The sequence below is a fragment of the Streptomyces sp. NPDC048255 genome, assembly GCF_040652415.1.
Lineage (GTDB): Bacteria > Actinomycetota > Actinomycetes > Streptomycetales > Streptomycetaceae > Streptomyces.
Genome location: NZ_JBEZMA010000002.1, coordinates 253,848 through 273,497, shown reverse-complemented (window position 1 = coordinate 273,497; position 19,650 = coordinate 253,848). Strand labels below are relative to the sequence as shown.

The 19,650-nt window shown below is 72.4% G+C and carries 15 protein-coding genes; 2 read left to right on the top strand and 13 right to left on the bottom strand.

Going from position 1 to position 19,650, the window contains the following annotated elements:
• The first annotated feature begins 37 nt into the window (after window positions 1-37).
• A complete protein-coding gene (locus tag AB0D94_RS03650; RefSeq protein ID WP_362044935.1) occupies window positions 38-1,663 on the top strand; it encodes a carboxylesterase family protein in 1,626 nt (541 codons plus the stop codon).
• Window positions 1,664-1,724: 61 nt separating this feature from the next.
• On the opposite strand, the gene AB0D94_RS03645 is transcribed toward AB0D94_RS03650, so the two are convergent.
• Both AB0D94_RS03645 and AB0D94_RS03640 read right to left on the bottom strand, forming a co-directional pair.
• Window positions 1,725-2,564, bottom strand: a complete 840-nt coding sequence (locus AB0D94_RS03645) for a PaaX family transcriptional regulator C-terminal domain-containing protein (protein ID WP_362044933.1) — start codon at window positions 2,562-2,564, stop codon at window positions 1,725-1,727.
• A gap of 111 nt (window positions 2,565-2,675) precedes the next feature.
• Window positions 2,676-4,541 carry a glycoside hydrolase family 3 N-terminal domain-containing protein gene (locus AB0D94_RS03640; protein ID WP_362044931.1) on the bottom strand — a complete coding sequence of 622 codons (1,866 nt, stop codon included), beginning with the start codon at window positions 4,539-4,541 and terminating at the stop codon, window positions 2,676-2,678.
• Between the two features lie 242 nt (window positions 4,542-4,783).
• Between AB0D94_RS03640 and AB0D94_RS03635 the strand changes: the two genes are divergently transcribed.
• Window positions 4,784-6,739 (top strand): NAD-binding lipoprotein, encoded by a 1,956-nt coding sequence (locus AB0D94_RS03635; RefSeq protein ID WP_362044929.1) that lies wholly within the window; start codon window positions 4,784-4,786, stop codon window positions 6,737-6,739.
• 75 nt (window positions 6,740-6,814) lie between these two features.
• On the opposite strand, the gene AB0D94_RS03630 is transcribed toward AB0D94_RS03635, so the two are convergent.
• The 11 genes from AB0D94_RS03630 to AB0D94_RS03580 form a co-directional block, all read right to left on the bottom strand.
• Entirely contained in the window at window positions 6,815-8,767 is a 1,953-nt protein-coding gene (locus AB0D94_RS03630) for an NAD(P)/FAD-dependent oxidoreductase (RefSeq protein WP_362044927.1), read from the bottom strand.
• Window positions 8,768-8,912: 145 nt separating this feature from the next.
• Window positions 8,913-9,269 (bottom strand): zinc ribbon domain-containing protein YjdM, encoded by a 357-nt coding sequence (locus tag AB0D94_RS03625; protein ID WP_362044926.1) that lies wholly within the window; start codon window positions 9,267-9,269, stop codon window positions 8,913-8,915.
• A 111-nt stretch (window positions 9,270-9,380) separates the two neighbouring features.
• Window positions 9,381-10,037, bottom strand: coding sequence for an HD domain-containing protein (locus tag AB0D94_RS03620; RefSeq protein ID WP_362044925.1), 657 nt, complete (start codon window positions 10,035-10,037; stop codon window positions 9,381-9,383).
• A 71-nt stretch (window positions 10,038-10,108) separates the two neighbouring features.
• Window positions 10,109-11,470 carry an NCS2 family permease gene (locus AB0D94_RS03615; protein ID WP_362044923.1) on the bottom strand — a complete coding sequence of 454 codons (1,362 nt, stop codon included), beginning with the start codon at window positions 11,468-11,470 and terminating at the stop codon, window positions 10,109-10,111.
• Window positions 11,467-12,273: a hypothetical protein gene (locus tag AB0D94_RS03610; RefSeq protein WP_362044921.1), complete on the bottom strand. Its 807-nt coding sequence runs from the start codon at window positions 12,271-12,273 to the stop codon at window positions 11,467-11,469. Before AB0D94_RS03610 ends, AB0D94_RS03615 begins: the two co-directional genes overlap by 4 nt.
• Window positions 12,270-13,694, bottom strand: a complete 1,425-nt coding sequence (locus AB0D94_RS03605) for an MFS transporter (RefSeq protein ID WP_362044919.1) — start codon at window positions 13,692-13,694, stop codon at window positions 12,270-12,272. The genes AB0D94_RS03610 and AB0D94_RS03605 overlap by 4 nt, the downstream gene beginning before the upstream one ends.
• A gap of 28 nt (window positions 13,695-13,722) precedes the next feature.
• On the bottom strand, window positions 13,723-14,658 hold the full coding sequence (locus AB0D94_RS03600) for a nucleoside hydrolase (RefSeq protein WP_362044917.1): 936 nt from the start codon (window positions 14,656-14,658) through the stop codon (window positions 13,723-13,725).
• Window positions 14,659-14,731: 73 nt separating this feature from the next.
• Complete coding sequence (locus AB0D94_RS03595; protein ID WP_362044915.1) at window positions 14,732-15,820, bottom strand: glycosyltransferase; 1,089 nt, start codon at window positions 15,818-15,820, stop codon at window positions 14,732-14,734.
• A 6-nt stretch (window positions 15,821-15,826) separates the two neighbouring features.
• Window positions 15,827-16,840, bottom strand: a complete 1,014-nt coding sequence (locus tag AB0D94_RS03590) for an SUMF1/EgtB/PvdO family nonheme iron enzyme (RefSeq protein ID WP_362044913.1) — start codon at window positions 16,838-16,840, stop codon at window positions 15,827-15,829.
• Between the two features lie 28 nt (window positions 16,841-16,868).
• Window positions 16,869-17,576, bottom strand: coding sequence for a GTP cyclohydrolase II RibA (gene ribA, locus AB0D94_RS03585; RefSeq protein WP_362044911.1), 708 nt, complete (start codon window positions 17,574-17,576; stop codon window positions 16,869-16,871).
• Window positions 17,573-19,306, bottom strand: a complete 1,734-nt coding sequence (locus tag AB0D94_RS03580) for a WD40 repeat domain-containing protein (protein WP_362044909.1) — start codon at window positions 19,304-19,306, stop codon at window positions 17,573-17,575. Before AB0D94_RS03580 ends, ribA begins: the two co-directional genes overlap by 4 nt.
• Between the last annotated feature and the right edge of the window lie 344 nt (window positions 19,307-19,650).

The following is a 19,650-nucleotide window of genomic DNA, read 5'->3' as shown; positions in this document are numbered from 1 at the left end:
GGCGCCAGGCCCTTGATCAGTCAGGGAGTGAAGCACCATGACCGACGAACCGTCGCGACGCAAAGTCCTCAGGAACGGCAGCGTGTTGGCCGGTGCCGCGCTCTTCTCCGGAGTCCCCGGAGGCCCCGCGGCGCAGGCCGCCCCGCGGGCGAACGACCCCGGGCCCGTCGTGGACCTGCCCGCGGGCCGGCTGCGCGGGGGCATCGAGGGAGGGCTCGCCGTCTTCAAGGGCGTGCCCTACGCGGCGCCGCCGGTCGGCGCCCTCCGGTGGCGGCCGGCCCGGCCCCATCCCGGATGGCAGGGCACGCGCGATGCCACCGCGTACGGCCCGAGCGCACCGCAGCCCTACCGGGAGGGCGGCGACCAGGTGCTCGGCACGCACGGCTCGCCCCCCTTCGACGAGGACTGCCTCACGCTCAACGTCTGGACCCCCGGGGCCGATTCCGCCAAGCGGCCGGTGATGGTGTGGATCCACGGCGGCGGCTTCATCTCCGGATCCGGCTCGCTGCCCGTCTACTCCGGCGACACCTTCGCGCGCGACGGCGACCTCGTCGTCGTGACCGTCAACTACCGCCTCGGCCCGCTGGGTTACCTCTACTTCGGCGAGGACGGCGCCGGGGGCAACTTCTGGCTCACCGACCAACTCGCCGCGCTGAACTGGGTACGGGACAACATCGCCGCGTTCGGCGGCGACCCGGACAACATCACCGTCGCCGGCCAGTCCGGCGGCGCGCTGTCGGTCGCGGCGCTGGCCGGCGCCCGGCCCAAGGGCCGCCCTCTCTTCCGCCGCGCCATCCTGCAGAGCCCGCCGCTCGGGCTGAAGATCCCCACCCGCGCCGAATCGCTCCAGCGCACCGCCCAGTACCTGGACGTCCTCGGCGCCACGAACGTGGCGGAACTACGGGCCGTGCCCTGGCCGCGCCTGATCGCCGCGACCTTCGAGATGTTCGGGCGCACCGGAAAGTGGGGCTACTGGTCCACCCCGTTCCTGCCGGTCATCGACGGGACCACACTCGACCGCGACCCCGCCGACCTGCTGCTCAGCGGCGCGGGGGCGGACATCGACGTCCTGATCGGCTGGACCAGGGAGGAGGCGAACTTCGCCTTCGCGCTCAGCGAGCCGTACGTCGCCGCGACCAAGGACCAGGTGCTCGCCCGGGCCCGGGACACCTTCGGGAACCGGGCGGCCCAGGCGTACACCGCGTACGAGCAGGCCCGGCCGGGCGCCCGGCCGGTGGACGTGCTCATGGACCTGATCAGCGACGACCTGTTCCGCATGCCCGCCGTGGCCCTCGCCGAACGGCGGGCGGCCCGCGGCCGGCCGGTCTGGGCGTACCAGTTCAACCTCCCGACGCCCGCGCACGACGGTCGGCTCGCGGCCGCGCACTGCCTCGAACTGCCCTTCGTGTTCGACAACTTCGACAAGTGGTCGCACGCCCCCTTCCTGACGGGGCTGAACCCCAGGATCCGCGAGGGTCTCGCCGCGACCGTGCACGCGTCCTGGATCTCCTTCATCCGCACCGGCGACCCCCACCACGACCCCATGCCGAAGTGGGGCCGCTACGAGCGGGACTCCCGCACGACCATGGCCCTCGACTCGGTCACCACCGCCGTCGACGACATAGCGGGCTACTGGCGCCGCCTGCACCACCCGGGCACGTAGCCGGTACGCCGGCCTCACACGGGAGGCGCCGACGCCTGGGCGCGCGGTGCTCCGGCCGGGGCTACGCCTCCGGTGCGCCCTCGGCCAGGCCGGCGACCTCCTGTACGTGCAGCAGGCTCGGCGCCGCGAGGACGTCGTGCAACTGCTGGAACGTCTGGCGGGCGGCGACCGCGTTCCAGTCCGCCGGGAGCAGCTCGGCGGGCAGGCCGGGGTCGAGGTAGGGCAGCCGGCGCCACTGGGTGAGCATGGGCACGTAGTGGCGGAAGGCCTCGCCGCCGTCGAGCTCGCGCCGCTGCGCGAGTTCCGCGGCGACGGGTGCGTACGCCCGGCTGAAGGTGGCGTACTGCTCCTGGATCGCCGGGAAGTCCCACCACGAGCTGACCGTCCCGGGCAGGTCGCTGAAGGCCGCGTAGTCCGCGGCGAAAAGGTGCACGTAGTCGCTGAGCCCGCGCCGGACGAGCATGTCGCGGGCGTCGCCCAGGAGCCTGCCGGGCGCCAGCCACACACCCGGGGCGATGTTCCCGAATCCCAGCCAGGTCAGCCGGGTGCGCAACTGGTAGCGGTACGACCGTTCGGACTCCGGTACGGAGAAGACGGCCATCGCCCAGCCGTCGCTGAGCTTCGCCGGCTCCAGGCTGCCGAAGATCCGCCGGTCGCCCTCGTCGAAGACGGGCTGCGCGGCCTGGCTGAGCCGGTAGCCCGTGGCGCCGCGGCGCTCCGGTTCGAGTACGCCCTTCTTCTTGAGCCGGGAGATCGCCGAGCGCGCCGCCGGCCCGTCGACGTCCAGTTCGGACATCAGGGTGATCAGGTCGGCGACGGAGATCCACCCGCCTAGGCGGCGCAGGAACGCCCCGTACACCGTGTTGATCAGGGAGCTGGGCCGAATGGGACTGTCCGCCATGATCGCCTTCCGTCGTATGCGGTCGCGATCCTATCGAGCCGGGCCGGCGGGGCCCCGTCCAGGTGCAGGTCACACGGCCCGGCCGCGGCGGAGCGGTCGGCGGCTCCGGGGTCAGCCAAGGCGCAGGCCGTGACCGTAGGGGAAGAGCGGGTCTCCGGAGTCGTCGGGTACGTCCTCGTGCCCGACGACGACGCTCTCCATCGAGCGGGGGAGCTCGAAGGGCAGCCGCCCCTCGGGCTTCACCCGGCCGAAGAGCACGTCCAGCAGGGCGGTGTCCGAGGCGCCGAAGTCGGCCACGAGGGCCGCCGCCCGGTCCGCGATCTCGGGAATGACCGCGGCCCGGTCCAGGAAGATGTCGACGACGGTCGCGACGGCAGACGCGACGTCGAGTACGGGTCGCAGCTCGTCCTCGGTGAAGTCGAGGCGGCCCGCCCGGAAGAACGACTCGAAGCCGGCCGTGCGCTCCTTGTCGTACGGTGCCGCGATGCGCACCACCGCGACCTCGGCCTCCTGCGGTGTGTCCACGACGGTCGCGTACCGCGCGGCGACGGCCCGGTCGATGCCCTCGGTGTAGATGCGGGTCCCGGGAGCGAGCGGCAGCAGCGGCGCGGTGGCGTCGGCGGGGCGGTCCTTGAGGACCGTGATCGAGCGGCTCTGGGCGGCGAGGCCGGCCGCGGTGAACTCGGGGCTCCCGCAGATGCGGGCGGCGGCATCGGGGTCCACGTAGGGATCGTCGAAGAGGCCGAGCACGAACTTCTCCCGCAGCAGGCGGGTGACCGAGGCGTCGATGCGCTCGGCCGTCACCCGGCCGGTGCGCACGAGTTCCACGACGAGGTCGGGAGCCGCCTCGCCACCGAGCTGGTCGGCTCCGGCGTCGAGGATGCGTTCCACCCGGGTGAGCCGGTCCAGGTCCTCGACGCCCCAGGCGCGTGCGGGGAAGGGCGCCCCGAAGATCTGCGTGTCGGTGACCAGGCCCCAGTCGGTGCAGACGATGCCGTCGAATCCGTACTCCTCGCGGAGCAGACCGGTGATGACGCCCTTGTTGAAGCCGAAGCCGACCTCCTCGTAGGGCGTACCGACGGGCATGGCGTAGTAGGGCATGACCTGCGAGGTGCCCGCGGCGAAGGCCGCCTCGAAGGGGATCAGGTGGTAGTCGAAGTTGCCGCCCGGGTAGACCTGTTCGCGCCCGTACGGGAAGTGCGCGTCCTCGCCGTTCAGCTGCGGTCCGGCTCCGGGGAAGTGCTTGGTCATGGCCGAGACGCCGGCGGGGCCGAGCGTCTCGCCCTGGAGGCCCCGGACGTACGCGCCCACCATGCGGGCGGCGACCTCGGCGTCGGAGCCGAAGGTGCCGAGGACCCGTGGCCAGCGGGGTTCGGTGGCCAGGTCGGCCGTCGGGTGGAGAGCGAGGCGGATGCCGACCGCGAGGTACTCCTGACGCACGATGTCGGCGTGTGCGCGCACGAGTTCCTCGTCGCCGACGGCGGCCAGGCCGGGCGGTTCGGGCCACAGGGAGAAGCCCTCGGTGTGCACGCTCGCGGCGGGATTGTCGACGAATCCGTTGCGGGGGTCGGTGGATATGGTCACCGGGATCCCGAGGCGCGTCGTGGCGGCGAGGTCCTGGAGGCGGTTGTTCCACTCGGCCATGCGGCGCGGCGCCGCCGCCCCGAACAGGTTGAAGTGGTTCATCAGCTTGCCGGTCACCATCGCGGAGGTGGAGGCACGCATCGGGTCGTCGTCCGGCGCTCCGGGCTCCGGTTCCACCAGGGAGCCGTCCGGGTTGATGGCGACCATGGTCTGGAACAGGAGGCCCGCCTTCTCCTCCAGCGTCATGCGCCCGAGGAGGTCCGCCACCCGTTCGGCCACGGGGAGACGTGGGTCTTCGTAAGGCTCCATGACGCCGTTGCCGTTGAGGTCACGGAACGGCGTGCCGTCCGGAGCGGTGAGGACGCGCGGCCGGGCCGCAGGAGTGGGTGCCATCGGTTTCTCCTCGGAGCTTCGCAATGCGGCGCACCGCGACCCCGGCGGCGCTCCGCGAGCAGATTACACGTGTAACCTCGTGCCGGACAGGGCCCGGAACCACAAGTTCAAGCGTCACCGTTCATACCTCCGGGTGAGGGCGGGGGTCCATGGCGGGGCGCGCCCTCCGGGATTGCCTAACGTGGGCCCGGGTGGCGGGCAGCCGCTCGGTGGACGCGTGGTCTCAGGCTCGGGAGCTGGCAATGGCGGGGCAGCACAGGACATCCTTCCGGCTGCGCCTGCGGTACCGGTTCGACCACCTTGTGGCCGGGGGCACCACCGCGCTGATCGGCTGGCTGGCGCTGGCCTGCCTCGCCGTCGTCGTCCCGGCGAGCACGGTCCTCGTCTGGGCCGACCGCACGGCCCCGACGACCCCGTCCGGCCGGCTCACGGCGGTATGGGTCAGCGTCGGTCAGACGCTCAAGATCGGGGGCGCGGTCGGTCCGCCCCTGTACGTCCTCGCCTCCGTGGCCCTCGCCCTGGTCGCCCTGCTGTTCGTGTCGGCGCTGGTCAGCCTGATCACCACCGGCATCAACCGGCGCATCATGGCGCTCCGCCTCGGCCACTCCACCGTCATCGAGCGCCGGCACACCGTCGTCCTGGGATGGTCCGACCAGGTCTTCCCCGTGATCGGTGAGCTGGTCGCCGCCCATGCCAACCAGCGCCGGTCGGCCCTCGCCGTCCTCGCGCCGATGGACAAGGTGGCGATGGAGGAGGAGATCTCCACCCACGTCACCGACACCGGCAGGACCCGGATCATCTGCCGCACCGGCCTCACCACCGACCCCACGGAGCTGGCCAGGGTGAGTCCGCAGACCGCGAAGGCGGTGCTCGTCCTGCCTCCGGGCGGGGACTCCGGCGACGCCCACGTGGTGAAGACCCTGCTCGCCCTCGACGCGGCCGTCCCCGGGGCCGCCGGGACGGTGGTGGTGGTCGCCGCCGTCCGCGACAGCCGCAACCACGCCACCGCACGGCTGGCGGCCGGGCCGGGAGGGCACGTGCTGTGCGTCGACGACATCGTCGCCCGGCTCCTCGTACAGACCGCCCGCCAGCCCGGCCTCTCGCTGGTGTACCAGGAGCTGCTGGACTTCGAGGGGGACGAGTTCCACACCGCCGCCGCCGGGGACCTCGCGGGACGCACCTTCGGCGAGGCCCTGCTGGCCTTCACCACGTCCTCGGTGCTCGGCCTGCTGCGCGCCGACGGCGGCGTCGTCCTCAACCCGGACCCCGGTACGGCCATCGGCGCGAGCGACCGGATCGTCGTCATCTCGCAGGACGACGACACGGCCGTACCGGCGGACGCCGCCTCCTACGTCGACGAGGACGCGTTCGTCACGGCCCTCCCCCGGACCCCCGCACCCGAACGCCTGCTCCTCCTCGGCTGGAACCGCCGCGCCCCGCTCATCCTGGAACAGCTCGACGAATACGTGAGCCCCGGAACCACCCTGGACGTCGTCGCCCTCGGCGACGGGGCGACGGTGCGCACCGCCCGCGAGGGCGCGGCGGGTCGGCGGCGGCTCGAAGTGGCCTTCCACAGCGGGGACATCACCAATCCCCAGGTACTGGAGAAGCTGGACGTGCCCTCGTACGACAGCGTCGTCGTCATCGGCGAGACCGGCCGCACGGCTACGGAAACGGGCACGGACACGGCCGCGGCCCTCCCCGCCCCGCCCGCGGAGACGGCAGCGGAGACGGAGGCCGACGACAGGACGCTGGTGACGCTGCTGCACCTGCGGGCGATCGGGCAGGCCGCGCACCGGGAACTCACGCTCACCACCGAGATGTCCGACGACGGCAACCGGCTGCTCGCGCCCGCCCGGGCCGGCGCCGACTTCATCGTCAGCGGGCGGCTGATCAGTCTCCTCATGACCCAGATCTCGGAGAGCCACTACCTCGCCGCCGTCTTCGAGGAGTTGTTCAGGGCGGAGGGGCAAGAGCTGTACCTGAAACCGGTGACGGACTACGTCCTGGCCGGCCGCGAGGTCACCTTCGCCACCGCCGTGGCCTCGGCGCGGCGCCGCCGCGCCTGCGCGGTCGGCTACCGGTTGCGGGCGGAGGCCGCCACGGGCCCCGCGTACGGGGTGCGGATCAATCCCGACAAGCGGCAGCGGATCCGTTTCGCCGAGGGGGACCGGCTGATCGTGCTCGCCGAGAGCTGACGGCGCCGCCCCTCCTCGGGGAGGGGCGGCGGGTCGGCTGCCGGCGGGGCTCCCGGCGGGCAGGTCCTCGTACGGCTACGCGCCCGAGTGGACCTCCAGGGCGGTCCGCACCGCGGATTCCAGGGCCCCTTCGATCCAGGCGGGCTTGATCGAGGTGTGGCAGCCGGCGAAGTGCAGGCTTCCTTCGGGCTCGCGGACGTGCGGGAAGAGCTCGGTGTGCTGGCCGGGCAGCAGCACGGAGGCCTCTCCGTAGGCGTACGGATCGCGCATCCAGGACTGGGTGCGTCCGACCCCGGTGTAGAAGACCTCGACGCGCTGCCCGAACACCTCCTGGAGCCCGGCGAGTGCGCGGGGGTAGCGCTCCGCGTCGTCGAAGGAGTCCCACTTCAGGGCGTCGTCCGCCCAGCTGTAGGAGGCGAGGACCACGCCGCCCCGGCTGCCCTCGACGGGGTAGGAGGGCTGGAACATGAAGCGGTTGGGGTTGTCGGTCGCCGAACCGCCTCCGATGACCCCGGCCGCCTCGGGCTGGTCGCGGGTGACGCGGCGGCAGGCGGCGTAGTGGGCGCGCTGGGAGGCGGAGACGTGGCCCCTGGGCACGGAGGTGTGGGCGCCGAGCATCGAGCCGTCGCCCGGGGTCTGCCCGAGCTGGTACTTCCGGTACAGGCCGGGCTGTACGGCTTCCAGCTCGCGCTTCCACTCGGCCTCGTCGAACTCCCACCAGCGGCGGCTGAATTCCAGCAGCACCTTGGTGGCGGCGTCGTAGTGCAGTTCGGTGATCGCGCGCCGCTTGCCGTAGGAGAGCGCGGGGGTGACCGGGATGTGGCGCAGTCCCGAGAAGGGGACGGTGATGATCGCGCTGTCGCCGGTGAAGGTCTCGGTCCGCACGACGGCGCCGCCGCGGCCCTCGGAGACGGTGTCGACGGTGACCTTGCCCTCGCCGTGCGTGATCCGGGTGGCGCGGCGGTCGAGCCGGACCAGGTCCTTGACCCGGGCGTAGAGCGCGTCGGCCAGGGTGGCCGTGCCGTCGGGCAGTTCGTAGAAGGCGGTGTCGGGGCTGATCAGCGAGGCCCCGATGAAGCTGTGGATGAAGGCGAGGTGCAGGCGGGAGGTGAGGTTCTCCACGGTGCCGACGAGGTCGATGGTCCGCTCGTCGAGCTTGGCCTCCTCGGTCAGGAAGCGGTACATCGACATGTGGCCGTAGCGCTGGACGACGCGGCCCCAGCCCTCTACGAGTTCCTTGTCCTTCTTGCCCTCGATCTCCTTGCGGACGGGGGCGAAGGCGTTGCGCACGATCTGCGCGGCGGGCACGGACTCGTAGGCCGCGGGGACCCCGAAGGAGCGGTTGACGGCCTGCGGGCTGCGGGCGTAGTCGGCGCGGCGGACCCGGATGCCGTTGACGTGGATCCAGGTGCGGTAGGCGGGGCGGCCGGAGCCGTCGACGTCGACCAGGTGGAAGCGCCGCCGCTTGAGGCCGAGGCCGTCCATCAGCCCGGTGACCAGCGGGTGGCTGTCGGGGATGCGCATGGCGCCGGCCTCGGCGTACTGCTTCGGGTCGGCGAAGGGTGCGGGGGACTTCTCGTGTCCGCCGGTCCGGAAGGTCTTGATCCGGCCGCCCACCCGGTTGCCGTTCGCCTCGATGACGGTCACCTGGTGCCCGGCCTGGTGCAGCAGGTGGGCCGCCGCGAGCCCGGCCGGCCCGGCGCCGACGATCAGCACCTTCTTGCGGGCGTTCCGGGTCCTGGGGAGGCCGTTCTTCAGGAGGATGTCGGCGTAGCGCGGCACCAGTGGCTGGTCCTCGTCGTCCCGTACGAGGATGGCCCGCGCGATGGTCAGGCAGGTGTCCCAGTCGGCGGGCGAGGAGCCGGGGGTGGCCTGCGAGGTCTCGGCGGAAGCGGCGGCGACCGTCAGCGCCCCGGCTCCGGCGACGGCGGCCGCGCCGGCGATGACGGTACGGCGGGAGGGCCTGCGAGCGGGCGCCGGGGCGGGCTCGTCGGAGGAGCCGGACGCGGGGGGCGGGTCGATGATCATGGGGCAACTCTTGCGGCCCGGCCGCGCCCGGAACGCCGAAATGGGCCCCGGCGGGGAACTACCACCCGGACGTGCGGCCCTGGCCGCACGGCGCTGACGAACGGGGTTTCGGGCCCGTGCGCGCGCCCGCACACCCGCCCGGCGGTCAGACCTTCCGGACCACGCTGGACTTGAGCTGCATGGCGCCGAAGCCCTCGATCCTGCAGTCGATGTCGTGGCCGTCGACCCCGTCGACCAGGCGGATGTTGCGCACCTTGGTGCCCGCCTTGATGCCGCTCGCGCTGCCCTTGACCTTCAGGCCCTTGACGACCGTCACCGTGTCGCCGTCGGCGAGCACGTTGCCGACCGAGTCCTTGACCACCCGCTCCCCGGAGGCATCGCCGGACTCCTCGGAGGCGGGCTGCCACTCGTGTCCGCACTCGGGGCAGACGAGGAGGGCGCCCATCTCGTAGGTGTAGGCACCGGAGCATTCGGGACAGGGGGGCAAGGAGTTCTCAGTCACCCGGTCAGTGTATTTCACGCCGCCGACCGGCCTCGATCACGGCGCGTGACCGGGGCGGCCGGGGCGCGGGCCGGTTGCCGGCCGGCCCCCGGACCGGACCGGGCCGGGCCGTCAGTCGTCGGCCCGGTCACGGGGCACCCAGCCCCGGTCCGCACCGGTGTGGATCAGGGTCTGCGCGTACTCCCAGAGGTCCGCGGAGGCGTCCTTGATCACGGACTTGCGGGCGAGCACCACGTCCTCCGTGACCCCCGGGGTGCGCCATGTGCCGCCCTGGTTGCCGTAGTTGAGCAGCAACGGCTGGAGCCGGTCCATGGCCTTGGCGAAGCGCGCCTCCGGCGTGAGCCGCGCTTCGAACTCGTCCCACAGGGCCCGGAAGTGTTCCTGCTGGTCGGCGGGGAGGAGCGCGAAGAGCTTGTCCGCGGCGCGCTGTTCCCTCTCCTCCTGATCGGCGGCGCCCACGGTGTCGTAGAGGAAGGTGTCCCCCGCGTAGATCTCCACCAGGTCGTGTACGAGGACCAGGGCGAGGACCTTGCTGGTGTCGACGGGTTCGTCCGCGTGCTCCGCGAGCACCAGGGTCATCAGCGCCAGGTGCCACGAGTGCTCGGCGTCGTTCTCCTTGCGGTCCGCGGCCAGCAGCGGGCTCTGCCGGAAGACGTTCTTGAGCCGGTCCACCTCGATGATGAACTCGATCTGCCGGCGCAGCCGGTCGGGGGTGCCCTCGGGCTGGCGGACGGACGCGGCGAGGAAGGGGAGGTCTTCGTCGGTCATGCGGGCTCCTTGGCGGTTCGGTGAGCGGGCCGGCCAGCGGTCGAGGCGCTGGTCAGCGGTTGAGGTACTCGTCAGCGGTTGAGGTACTGGAGAACGACGGCGGCCACGAGCAGCAACGTCGTCACCCACAGGGCGGGATGCGGCCTGCGGCGGCCGAGGACTCCGGCGACGGCGCACACCACGAAGGCGGCTGCCATGGCCTGGTCGATGGCGAGCGTGGCCACGGTGACGGCCAGCGCGGTCACCGTGACGGCCAGGCCCAGCGGACCCGAGGCCTCCGGACGGCGTGCGGTCAGCATCTTGACCGCGACGAAGACCAGGGCGCCGGTGGTGGCCTCCACCGGTACGTGGGCCAGGACCGGGGCGAGGAACAGGCAGGAGAACAGCAGGAGTCCGGTGACCACGGCCGCGATGCCCGTCCGGGCGCCGGCCCGGATGCCGACCGCGCTCTCCACGAAGGCCACGAAGCTGGAGGAGCCGGCGGCGGATCCGGCGACGGTGGCGCCCGCGTCGACGAGCAGCGCCTGGCGCATGCCCGGCACCTTCCCCTCGTCGTCCTGGAGCGGGGTGTTGGCCGACAGGCCCACCACCTTCGCGATGCTGCCGAAGAAGTCGAGGGCGAACAGCACCAGGACGAGGCCCCAGGCACGGGGGTCGGCGATGACGGTGAGGTCGAAGCGGAAGAGCGCCGCCCCGCTGCCTTCGACGGTGCCGGGGACCGCGGCGGCGTCGATGCCCGCGAAGACGCAGTACAGGGCGGCGGCCGCGATGCCGCCGAGGACGGCCGCGGCCCGCGCACCGAACGCGTCCAGGAGCAGGGCGACGGCGAGCCCGGTGTACAGCGCGACGGCGGGCGGCGCCGTCCAGTCGCCGAGGCCCGACAGCCGCCCGTCGGAGGTGCGCACGAGCTGGGCGATCTGGAGGCCGACCAGGCCGATGAACGCGCCGACGGCGGCGGCGAGCGCGGCACGCAGCTCCGCGGGGATGGCGTCGATCACCGCCTCGCGCAGCCGCAGCACGGACACCACCAGCATCGCGACGCCGGACCAGAACACCATGCCCAGCGCCTGGGGCCAGGTGTAGGCGAGCGTGCCGACCACGGAGAACGCGATCATCGCGTTCATCTCCATGCCGGGCGCCACCGCGAAGGGGAGCCGGGCCCACAGCCCCATGGCCACGGTGGCGATGCCGCCGACGGCCGCCGTCGCGAAGAAGGCGGCGGCGTGCGGGATGCCTCCCTGGCTCAGGATGGCCGGGTTGACGACCACGATGTAGGAGAGGGCCAGGAAGGTCGATATCCCGGCGAAGACCTCGCGCTGCCAGGTCGAGCCGCGGGCGGTCAGGGAGAAGTAGCGGTCGACGGCTCCCGGGTCCGTCGCCGGTTCCCGGCTGAGCAGTTCCGGCCCGCGGCCCGGGCTGCCGGGCGGCGTCACGGCGCGGTCCCGCGGGGTGGGGAGGCGGCGGAGACCGGGCTGATGGTGTCCCCTACGTCGCCGAGGAGCAGTTGCCCGGGGGCGTCCGGTGCCACGGCGTAGAACTTTCCGTTCAGCTCGCCCGAGACGTGGCCGACGTGGAGGGTCAGCGACACCCCGAGCTGCTCGGCGTACCGGGCGAGGGCGAGGGCGCCCTGCCGGGTGGAGTGGCAGGTGAAGATCTCCACGGCGGCGCCGGGCAGGACGGTCAGGCGCATCATCGCCATGAGCGTCACCCCGCTCGCCACGACTCCGTCGACGATCACCAGCCGGTCGGCCCGGGAGGGTACCCACTCGTCCACGCCCACGAGCAGGCCGCCGTCCAGCGGTATGCGCTTGGCGTGCGGGGTCCAGTTCCCGCCCTCCGGCAGGGCGCCGAGGCGCTCGGCCAGGATGCGGCCCTCGCGTTCGGGGGCTATCACGGTGGTTCCCGGTACGGTCGCGCTGTCGCCCGCCTGGACGGGCAGCATGCCGTAGATGTCGAGGAGGGCGCGCAGGTAGCGGCCTCGGTCGGCGTCGCTCTGGGCGGGAAGGTTGGCGACCTCGGTGACGGTGGCCATGCGCTCGATCACCGCGGGGAGGGCGTCGGACGCGACGCGTATGTTCGGTGGCAGGGGGCCCGGGGCGTGCAGCGACTCCAGTGCCCGGGGGTCGAAGTGCACCAGGTGGCTGAAGTAGGTGTCGTGTTCCTTCTCGAAGTCCTCGACGGTGCGCCGGGTCTCCGGGAGGAGTCCGGGCCGGTCGAGTAAGCGGGCGGTGTTCATCGATGACCTCCGGTCTTGGGCTCGAAAGACTGGTCTTGCGGGGACGGGGAGCCGACGCTCCGTCCCGTGCGTGCGAGCAGGAGCAGCGCCAGCGGCGCGGCCGCCGTGGCAACGACCGCGGTGACGAGGAAGGTCTGCTCGAAGTCCGGCGCCGCCGGCTGCTCCCCGTGGAGCATGACCAGCAGCGCCAGGCCGATGGAGCCGCCGGTGTACTGGGCCGTGGTCACCAGGGCGCTGCCGGTTCCGTTGCTCTCCGGCGGGAGGTCGCGGGTGCCCGTGATGAACATGCCGGTGAAGGCCATGCCCTGGCCGAGGCCGCTGAGCAGCAGGCCGGGCAGGACGGCCGGGGCGTAGCCGCCGCCGGCGCCGACGGCCAGGGCGAGGACGAGGAGTCCGGCCGCTCCGGTGACGAAGGCGGTGGACAGCAGCCGCTGGAGGGTGAGGCGCCCGGCGAGCCGGCCCGCCACGGTGTTGCCGACGACGATGGCCGCGGCCAGCGGCAGGAAGGCCAGGCCCGCGGCGAGGGCGCTGTACGCCCGTACCTCCTGGAGGTACAGGGTGACGAGGTAGAACTCGGCGCCGAAGCTGGCCATGTACAACGCGGCGACGAGGCAGGCCACTTGGAGGGTGCGTACGCGCAGCAGCGAAGGCGGCACCAGCGGGCGGCGGCGACGGCGGCTGAGGACGAGCAGGCCGCCCGCCAGGGCGGCCACCACCAGGGCGGCGGTGACCACGGGCGCGGCGGGGCGGGCGCGGGAGAGCTCGGTGAAGGCCAGGACGAGGGCGACGACCGCGGTGCACGCCGTGAGCGTGGCCGAGGCGGCGACCGGGGCCCGTTCCCCGGCCGCGGTGGAGCGCAGCGCGCTGCCCGCGGCGAAGAGGCAGACCGCCACGATGGGCAGGTTGATCCAGAAGATCCACTGCCAGGAGGCGACCGCGAGGATGCCGCCGCCGGCCGTGACGCCGAGGGCCAGGCCGACGGCCCCGGTGGTGCCCCACACGCTGACGGCCCGGTCGCGTTCCGGTCCGGCCGGGTAGGCCGCGCTGAGCAGCCCCAGGGTGGCGGGCACCAGCAGGGCGGCCGCCACCCCCTGTCCGACGCGCGCCGCGATCAGGGGCGCGGCCGAGGCGGAGAGCGCGGCGCCGACCGAGGAGGCGGCGAAGAGCAGCTGGGCGGCGAGGAACACCCGGCCGGCGCCGAAGGCGTCGGCCAACTGGCCGCCCAGCAGCAGGAATCCGGCGAAGAAGATCGCGTAGGCACTGACGATCCACTGGAGGGCGACGGTGGAGAAGTGCAGGCTTCCCCCGATGTCGGGGAGCGCGACGTAGATGATGGAGAAGTCGAGCGCCACCAGTAGTTGCGCCCCGGCCAGCGCCGTCAGTAAGCGGGCACCGGGAGTCGGTACGGAGGAAGCGGGCAAGGTCGGTCTGCCTTCCTAGGTCAGCGGGTCATCCCAGGGCGGCGAGCGCCTTCATGAACACGTCCCAGAACCGGTCGGTGTCCAGCCGCGTCGCCACCAGGGCGTTGGGCTCGCGCCCCGTGACACCGTAGAGGTCGATCACGGTCGCGCCGCGGGTGAACTCGCCGCGCAGTTCGATCGAGACGGGTGCCTCGACGCACTCCACCAGGGTGGGGTCCAGTACGCGGGCGATGGCGACCGGGTCGTGCAGCGGGGCGTCGGGCAGGTCCCAGATCTGGTCGTAGGTGCTGGAGCGGAATTCGAGGAGGGCGGCGGACACCTTGCTGATGTGCGTGCCCACCTCCTCGATGCGGTGGAGCACTTCGCGGGTGACCGGCGCCTGGTGGGTGACGTTGAGGCCGCAGTAGGTCATGGGGACGCCGCTGGCGAGCACTTCGTGGGCCGCCTCGGGGTCGACCAGGATGTTGTACTCCGAGTAGGGCAGGGTGTTGCCTCGGTGGGTGGCCCCGCCCATGCAGACGATCTCCTTGATCTTGTGCCGGTCCTCCGGGTGGAGGGCGAGGAGTCCCGCGATGTTCGTCTGCGGGCCCGTGACCACGAGGGTGAGGGGTTCGGGGCTGTCGGTCAGCAGGCCGTGGATGAGGTCCACGGCGTGCGCGGAGTGCAGCGGTACGTCGGCCGGTTCGGGGAAGTCCCAGCCGTCCAGGCCGGTTTCGCCGTGCACGTCGTCGCCGACGAGCAGGGGGCCGGTGAGCGGTTTGGGATAGCCGGCGGCCACGGGGACGTCGAAGGCCTTGGCGAGGGCGCACATCCGGCGGGCGTTCAGGGCCGTCTTGGCGATGGTCTGGTTGCCCGCGCTGGTGGTGACGGCCCGCAGGTCCACGCGGGGGTCGCCGACGGCGAGGAGGATGGCCATCGCGTCGTCGTGGCCGGGATCGCAGTCCAGGATGATGGGGGTGGGCATACGGGACTCCATGGGTGTCGGTCGGTCGGGTCGGCCGCGGCGGACCGGTAAGGGGGCCGGGTGGTGCGGCCCGTCACACCGGGTCGGCGAGGGACCGGTAGAAGTCCAGGTGACGGCGGCCTGCGGTGGCGAACTCCTCCCGCAGGCGGTGTGCCAGCGCCCGGTCTGCTCCGGTCGGTACGACGGGAGGCCGGCCCAGTGCCTCCCTGAGGGCTCCGGTCAGCGCCTGGACGTCACCGGCGGGGACGATGGTGGCGGCCGAGTAGTCCTGGAGCAGCAGGGGCAGGTTGCCCGAATCGCTGGCGACGACGCGTCGGCCGCAGATGACGGCCTGGGCGACGGAGAGCGAGAACGGCTCCCCGTGGGCGCCGTGGTCGATGGTCGGGTGGATGACGACGTCGCTGGCGCGGATCGCGGCCCAGCTCTGCCCGGGACGGTAGTGGGTGAAGTGCACGCGTCCCTTGTCCTGCCACGCGGCCGCCCGCGCCATGAGGGAGTCGGGGATGCCCGGCGGCCAGATGAGGTGCTGGGTCCCGGCGTGGACGAAGTGCAGGTCGGCTCCTTCCTCCAGCAGCGTCATGGACGCTTCCAGACTCAGGTGGGAGCCCTTCCACCGGGTCATCCGGCTGGGCTGGAGCACGGTGGCACCGCCCCCCGCGCCGGGCAGCCGGAACGGTTCCTCCGCCAGGGGCAGGGCCAGCGCCAGCACGGTGACCTCGGCCCCGGGCAGCCTGCGCCGGACCTCTTCGGCGACGAAGGCCGAGTGGGCGACCAGCCGGCCGGGGAGCGTCGCGAGGAACTGCCACTGTTCGGGCCGCTCGTCGATGTTGTGCAGGTCGAAGACGAGGCGGCCGCGCCAGCCGCGCGCCCGCAGTGCGTCCACGCAGGCGGTCACCGTCTCGGGCTTGTGCCATTGCGGGTTGTGCCAGTGCAGGACGTCCGCGTCCAGGCACTCCGCGGCGAGTGCGGGGATGCCGGCCGGGTCGAAGGGCACGGCGATGTCGAGGGCCGGAACGTACTCGCAGCCCGGTGACTCCCGGGTGCCGACGAGGGCCCGGACCGTGCAGGGCAGGGCGGCTAGCTGGCCGACGACCGCCTGCAGATGGGTCTCGACGCCGCCGGTGACCGGGAGTCCGGTCCAGTGGACGTGCACGATGCGCACCGCGCGTCACCCCTCCCCTGAGGTGTCGAGGTCCTCGGCCAGCCGGAAGCCCATCGCGTACAGCGAGCGCGGGTAGGGTCCGTGCCGGCGCTGGCAGCGGGCCAGGTCCCGGAAGCGGTTGAAGGCCCCGCCGCGGGCTATCCGGTAGGCACCGAGCCTCAGGTACAGGTCGTCGCGCACCAGCTCCCCTCCCGGGTAGGGCCCGTAGGTACTGCTGGTGTACTCCTCGACGTTGCCCGCCATGTCCAGGGCCCCGCACCAGGACCGCCCGTCGGGGAAGGCCCCGACGGGGCTGGTCATGAGCAGGCCCGTCTCCAGCGTGTTGGCCGCGTGGGCGTTCCAGGTGTCGCCCCAGGGGTAGCGCAGGCCGTCCGGTCCGCCGGCGGCGTACTCCCATTCCTGCTCGGTGGGCAGCCGGAAGCGGCGGCCGGTGCGGCGGCTGAGCCAGTACGCGTACAGGTCGGCGCTCTCCGCGGTGACGGTGTACACGGGGTGGTTGGCGGCCGCGGGGTCGAAGCGCCCGTAGTGCCAGTCGCTCGGCAGCTCGGGGCGGCCGGTGTCCTTGAGGAAGACGGCGAACTCGGCGTTGGTCACCGGGTACTTGGCGATGGCGAAGGCGCCGACCGGGTACGCATGGCGCGGACACTCCTTCTCCACCCAGGACCGCTGTACGCCGAACTGGGCGGAGTCGGCATGGAGTTCGTCGACCGCGCTGTCGGGGGTGCCGACGAGGGCCCGGCCCGCGGGGACGGCCAGCATCACCGGCGCGTCCCAGCGGGTCCGGGGGTCTCCGGCGAGGGCGAGCGCGGCGCCCGCCGCCAGCCGGTGTTCGAGGGTGAGGGCCGCGTCCTCGACCAGGGTGGACAGCTGGGCGGCCGGATGGCCGGCCACCTGCTCGAAGCAGTCGAGGCGTTCGGCCCTCGGTTCCACATAGCCCTCGGGCAGGCCCATCGCCGCGCGGTCCGTGAGGGAGTTGATGTCGGCGTCGACCAGGTTGGTGTGCGCGATGTGGGAGGTCACTTCGCTCCTCCGGCGGTGTCGTGGCGGTTCACGGTGCCCCCTGCCCCGAGGCGGCGACGACCTCCAGGTCGTGTCCGCTCCCCGGCCCGGCGACCGGAAGGTCCTGGCCCAGCGCGTCGAGGTGCCCCATCAGCCGGTCCTTCACCTCCAGGTACGCCTCGTTGAAGGGCGTCCGGAAGCCGCCGAGCGGGACCCGGTCCTCGACCACGATTCCCTGGGCGGCGAGCCCCGCGACCTTCACCGGGTTGTTCGTCATGAGCCGCACCCGTGCGATGCCCAGCTGGCGCAGGCAGTCGGCGGCCATCCGGAAGTCGCGGCCCTCGGCCGGGAAGCCCAGCGCGAGGTTGGCGCTGATGGTGTCGTGCCCGGCCGACTGGAGCGCGTACGCACGGATCTTGTTCGCCAGCCCGATGCCGCGCCCTTCCTGGCGGAGCATGTAGACCAGCACGCCGTTGTGCGAGCGGACGATGGTGTCCAGCGCGGCGTGCAGCTGGGGGCCGCAGTCGCACTTCTCGGAGCCGAGCACGTCCCCGGTGAAGCAGGCGCTGTGGATGCGGACGATCGGCGGGGCGCCGGACTCGCTGTTCGGCGAGATCGTCCGGAGGGTGACCACTTCCTCCGTCTCCTGTCCGTCCGCTCCGGCCTGCCCGAAGACGGTCAGCTGCATGAGGGTGGACGCGACGGGGAGGGGTGCGCTCGCGAGGCGTACCACCGGCGCCTCGTCTGCCGTCGTCATCGGCCGTCCTGACCGGCCGCGGTCCGCCCCGCGGCGGTGTCCACGGCGATCTCGTAGACGCAGCCGTCGTAGGAGGAGGCGAGGAAGCGGCCGGGGCCGCCACCCGGTGCCAGCGCCGAGATTCCGGCGGGCGTGGGCCGCGTGTCGCACACCCACTCGCCGGCCTCGGGGTCGTAGACGGCGACCTGTCCGTGGTAACCGCCCGTCGCGATCAGGCTGGTGTGCGGGTCGACGGCCACGCACTTGATGCTGTTGAGGTGCGGAGTCGTCACGACCGCCTGCTGATCCCCGGCCGCGGTCCAGATCCGGAGGGTCAGGTCGCGGCTCACGCTGACGAACCGGCCGTCCGGGAGGGCGGCCGCGCCGTTGGCGATGCGCGCGTGCGCGGCCCCGTTGTCGGCGACCGGCTTCAGGTCCGGCAGGGAGTGCCACTTCGCGGCGCCGGTGGCGCACACGCTGAAGAGCACGTCGCCCTGGATCGCCACTCCCTTGATGGCGTTGTCCTGGATGCGGTGCTCGCCGACCAGTTCCAGCCGTCCGGTTCCCTTCTCGTCGCGCAGGACGAGCGCCTCGCCGGTGTACGTGCCGACGACGAGTGTCTCGCCGTCCGAAGCGGTGTGCACGGCCGCGCAGTTGAGCGGGGAGCGGTGCTGGTACAGCAGGGCTCCGGTGGTCGCGTCGTAGAGCGCGCCGAGCTGGCCGCCGCTGACGACCGTGCCCGCGACGGGGGTGATGAAGTTGCAGCAGCTGCCGAGTTCGGCCACCGGTTCGCCGTCGCGCCGGACGGTTCCGCTGTCGCCTACGGTGAACCGTCCCGTGGGGGTGTCCGTCACCGCGTTGAGGCCGGGCGTGGGCGCGACGGAGGTCAGGTCCCAGCTCCCGTCGGCCCGGTCGAAGACCGCGAAGCTCGACCCGAAGGTGCCGAAGACCCAGCGGGTGGCGTCCAGTTTGGCGCAGGAGCGCAGCCATACGTCGGCGGGCACCTCGCTCGTCAGGAGGTGCACGGGGTCCGCGCCGTGTTCCAGGCGCCACAGCCGCACGGTGCGGTCGTAGCTGGAGCTCAGCAGGATGCCCGCCTCGGCGTCGTAGGCGATCCGCTTGATCCCGGCGTCGTGCACGCGGTGGCGCCGGGTGCCCGACGGGTCGATCAGGATCAGCTCGCCCTCGTCGTTGCCGAGCGCGAAGCTGTCCACGCCGAGGACCGCCACGGTGTCCGTCTCGACGTCCCCGAGGTCGATGGTGCTCAGCAGGGCGCCGGTGGCCGCGTCCCAGCGGCGTACCGTCCCGTCGTCACTGGTGGTCACCAACTCGGCGCCGCCGCGCACCCATTCGACGGACAGGACGTCCTCCTCGTGCCCCACCAGCCGGTGGATGAGCCGCCCGTCCAGGTCGTATATCCGCGCGATGTGGTCGCGGGAGGCCGTCGCCACCCGGGTCTCGTCGGGCGAGACGACGGTCATCTCCACGTCGTCCTTCTGGTCCGTGAGGACGCTGATGAGACGCAGGTCGGGCACGGACCATAAGCGCGCGGAGTAGTCGCTGCTCGATGTCACCACGATGCGGCCGGAAGGGGAGAAACGGCACTGGTTGGCGAGGTGGTCGTGACGGGCCTCGGTGATGGCCGTCCGCGTCCGCGCATTCCACAAAATGATCCGGTTGTCATACCCGGCGGTCACCACGAGATCGCCGCGTGCGTCGATTCCACTGATCGGCGAAGTGTGCTTGATCATGAATTCTCCTCATCGTCACGTGATCGCCCCGGTCGAGGGCATGGCTGTGCGCCTGCACGGAGATATGGCACCGCAGGGATGGGGGTATCGATAGTGCGCCGAATGGCCGGCCGGAATGGAAATCGCCGGTGAAAGAGAGCTGCCGGAACCGACCGGTGGTGGGGGGATGGAGTGGCGGGCCTCAGCTCGGACCGAAGTCGGACACTAGCTATTGGCACATGCCCAGGTCAACGGCTGCCTGTCAGCTGTCCTGAATTCACCGGCCTGCCGCCCCGCAGAGCCCTTCGCGCACCGAATCCGGGCGCCATGATCATGCCGCACACCCTCCGGGTCCCCGCCCGCGC

Coding starts and splice junctions, on each gene's coding strand:
- AB0D94_RS03645 (WP_362044933.1), bottom strand. CDS start 2,564: ATGGCGGACAGTCCCATTCGGCCCAGCTCCCTGATCAACACGGTGTAC.
- AB0D94_RS03580 (WP_362044909.1), bottom strand. CDS start 19,306: ATGATCAAGCACACTTCGCCGATCAGTGGAATCGACGCACGCGGCGAT.
- AB0D94_RS03620 (WP_362044925.1), bottom strand. CDS start 10,037: ATGACCGACGAAGACCTCCCCTTCCTCGCCGCGTCCGTCCGCCAGCCC.
- AB0D94_RS03635 (WP_362044929.1), top strand. CDS start 4,784: ATGGCGGGGCAGCACAGGACATCCTTCCGGCTGCGCCTGCGGTACCGG.
- ribA (WP_362044911.1), bottom strand. CDS start 17,576: ATGACGACGGCAGACGAGGCGCCGGTGGTACGCCTCGCGAGCGCACCC.
- AB0D94_RS03640 (WP_362044931.1), bottom strand. CDS start 4,541: ATGGCACCCACTCCTGCGGCCCGGCCGCGCGTCCTCACCGCTCCGGAC.
- AB0D94_RS03650 (WP_362044935.1), top strand. CDS start 38: ATGACCGACGAACCGTCGCGACGCAAAGTCCTCAGGAACGGCAGCGTG.
- AB0D94_RS03610 (WP_362044921.1), bottom strand. CDS start 12,273: ATGAACACCGCCCGCTTACTCGACCGGCCCGGACTCCTCCCGGAGACC.
- AB0D94_RS03630 (WP_362044927.1), bottom strand. CDS start 8,767: ATGATCATCGACCCGCCCCCCGCGTCCGGCTCCTCCGACGAGCCCGCC.
- AB0D94_RS03600 (WP_362044917.1), bottom strand. CDS start 14,658: ATGCCCACCCCCATCATCCTGGACTGCGATCCCGGCCACGACGACGCG.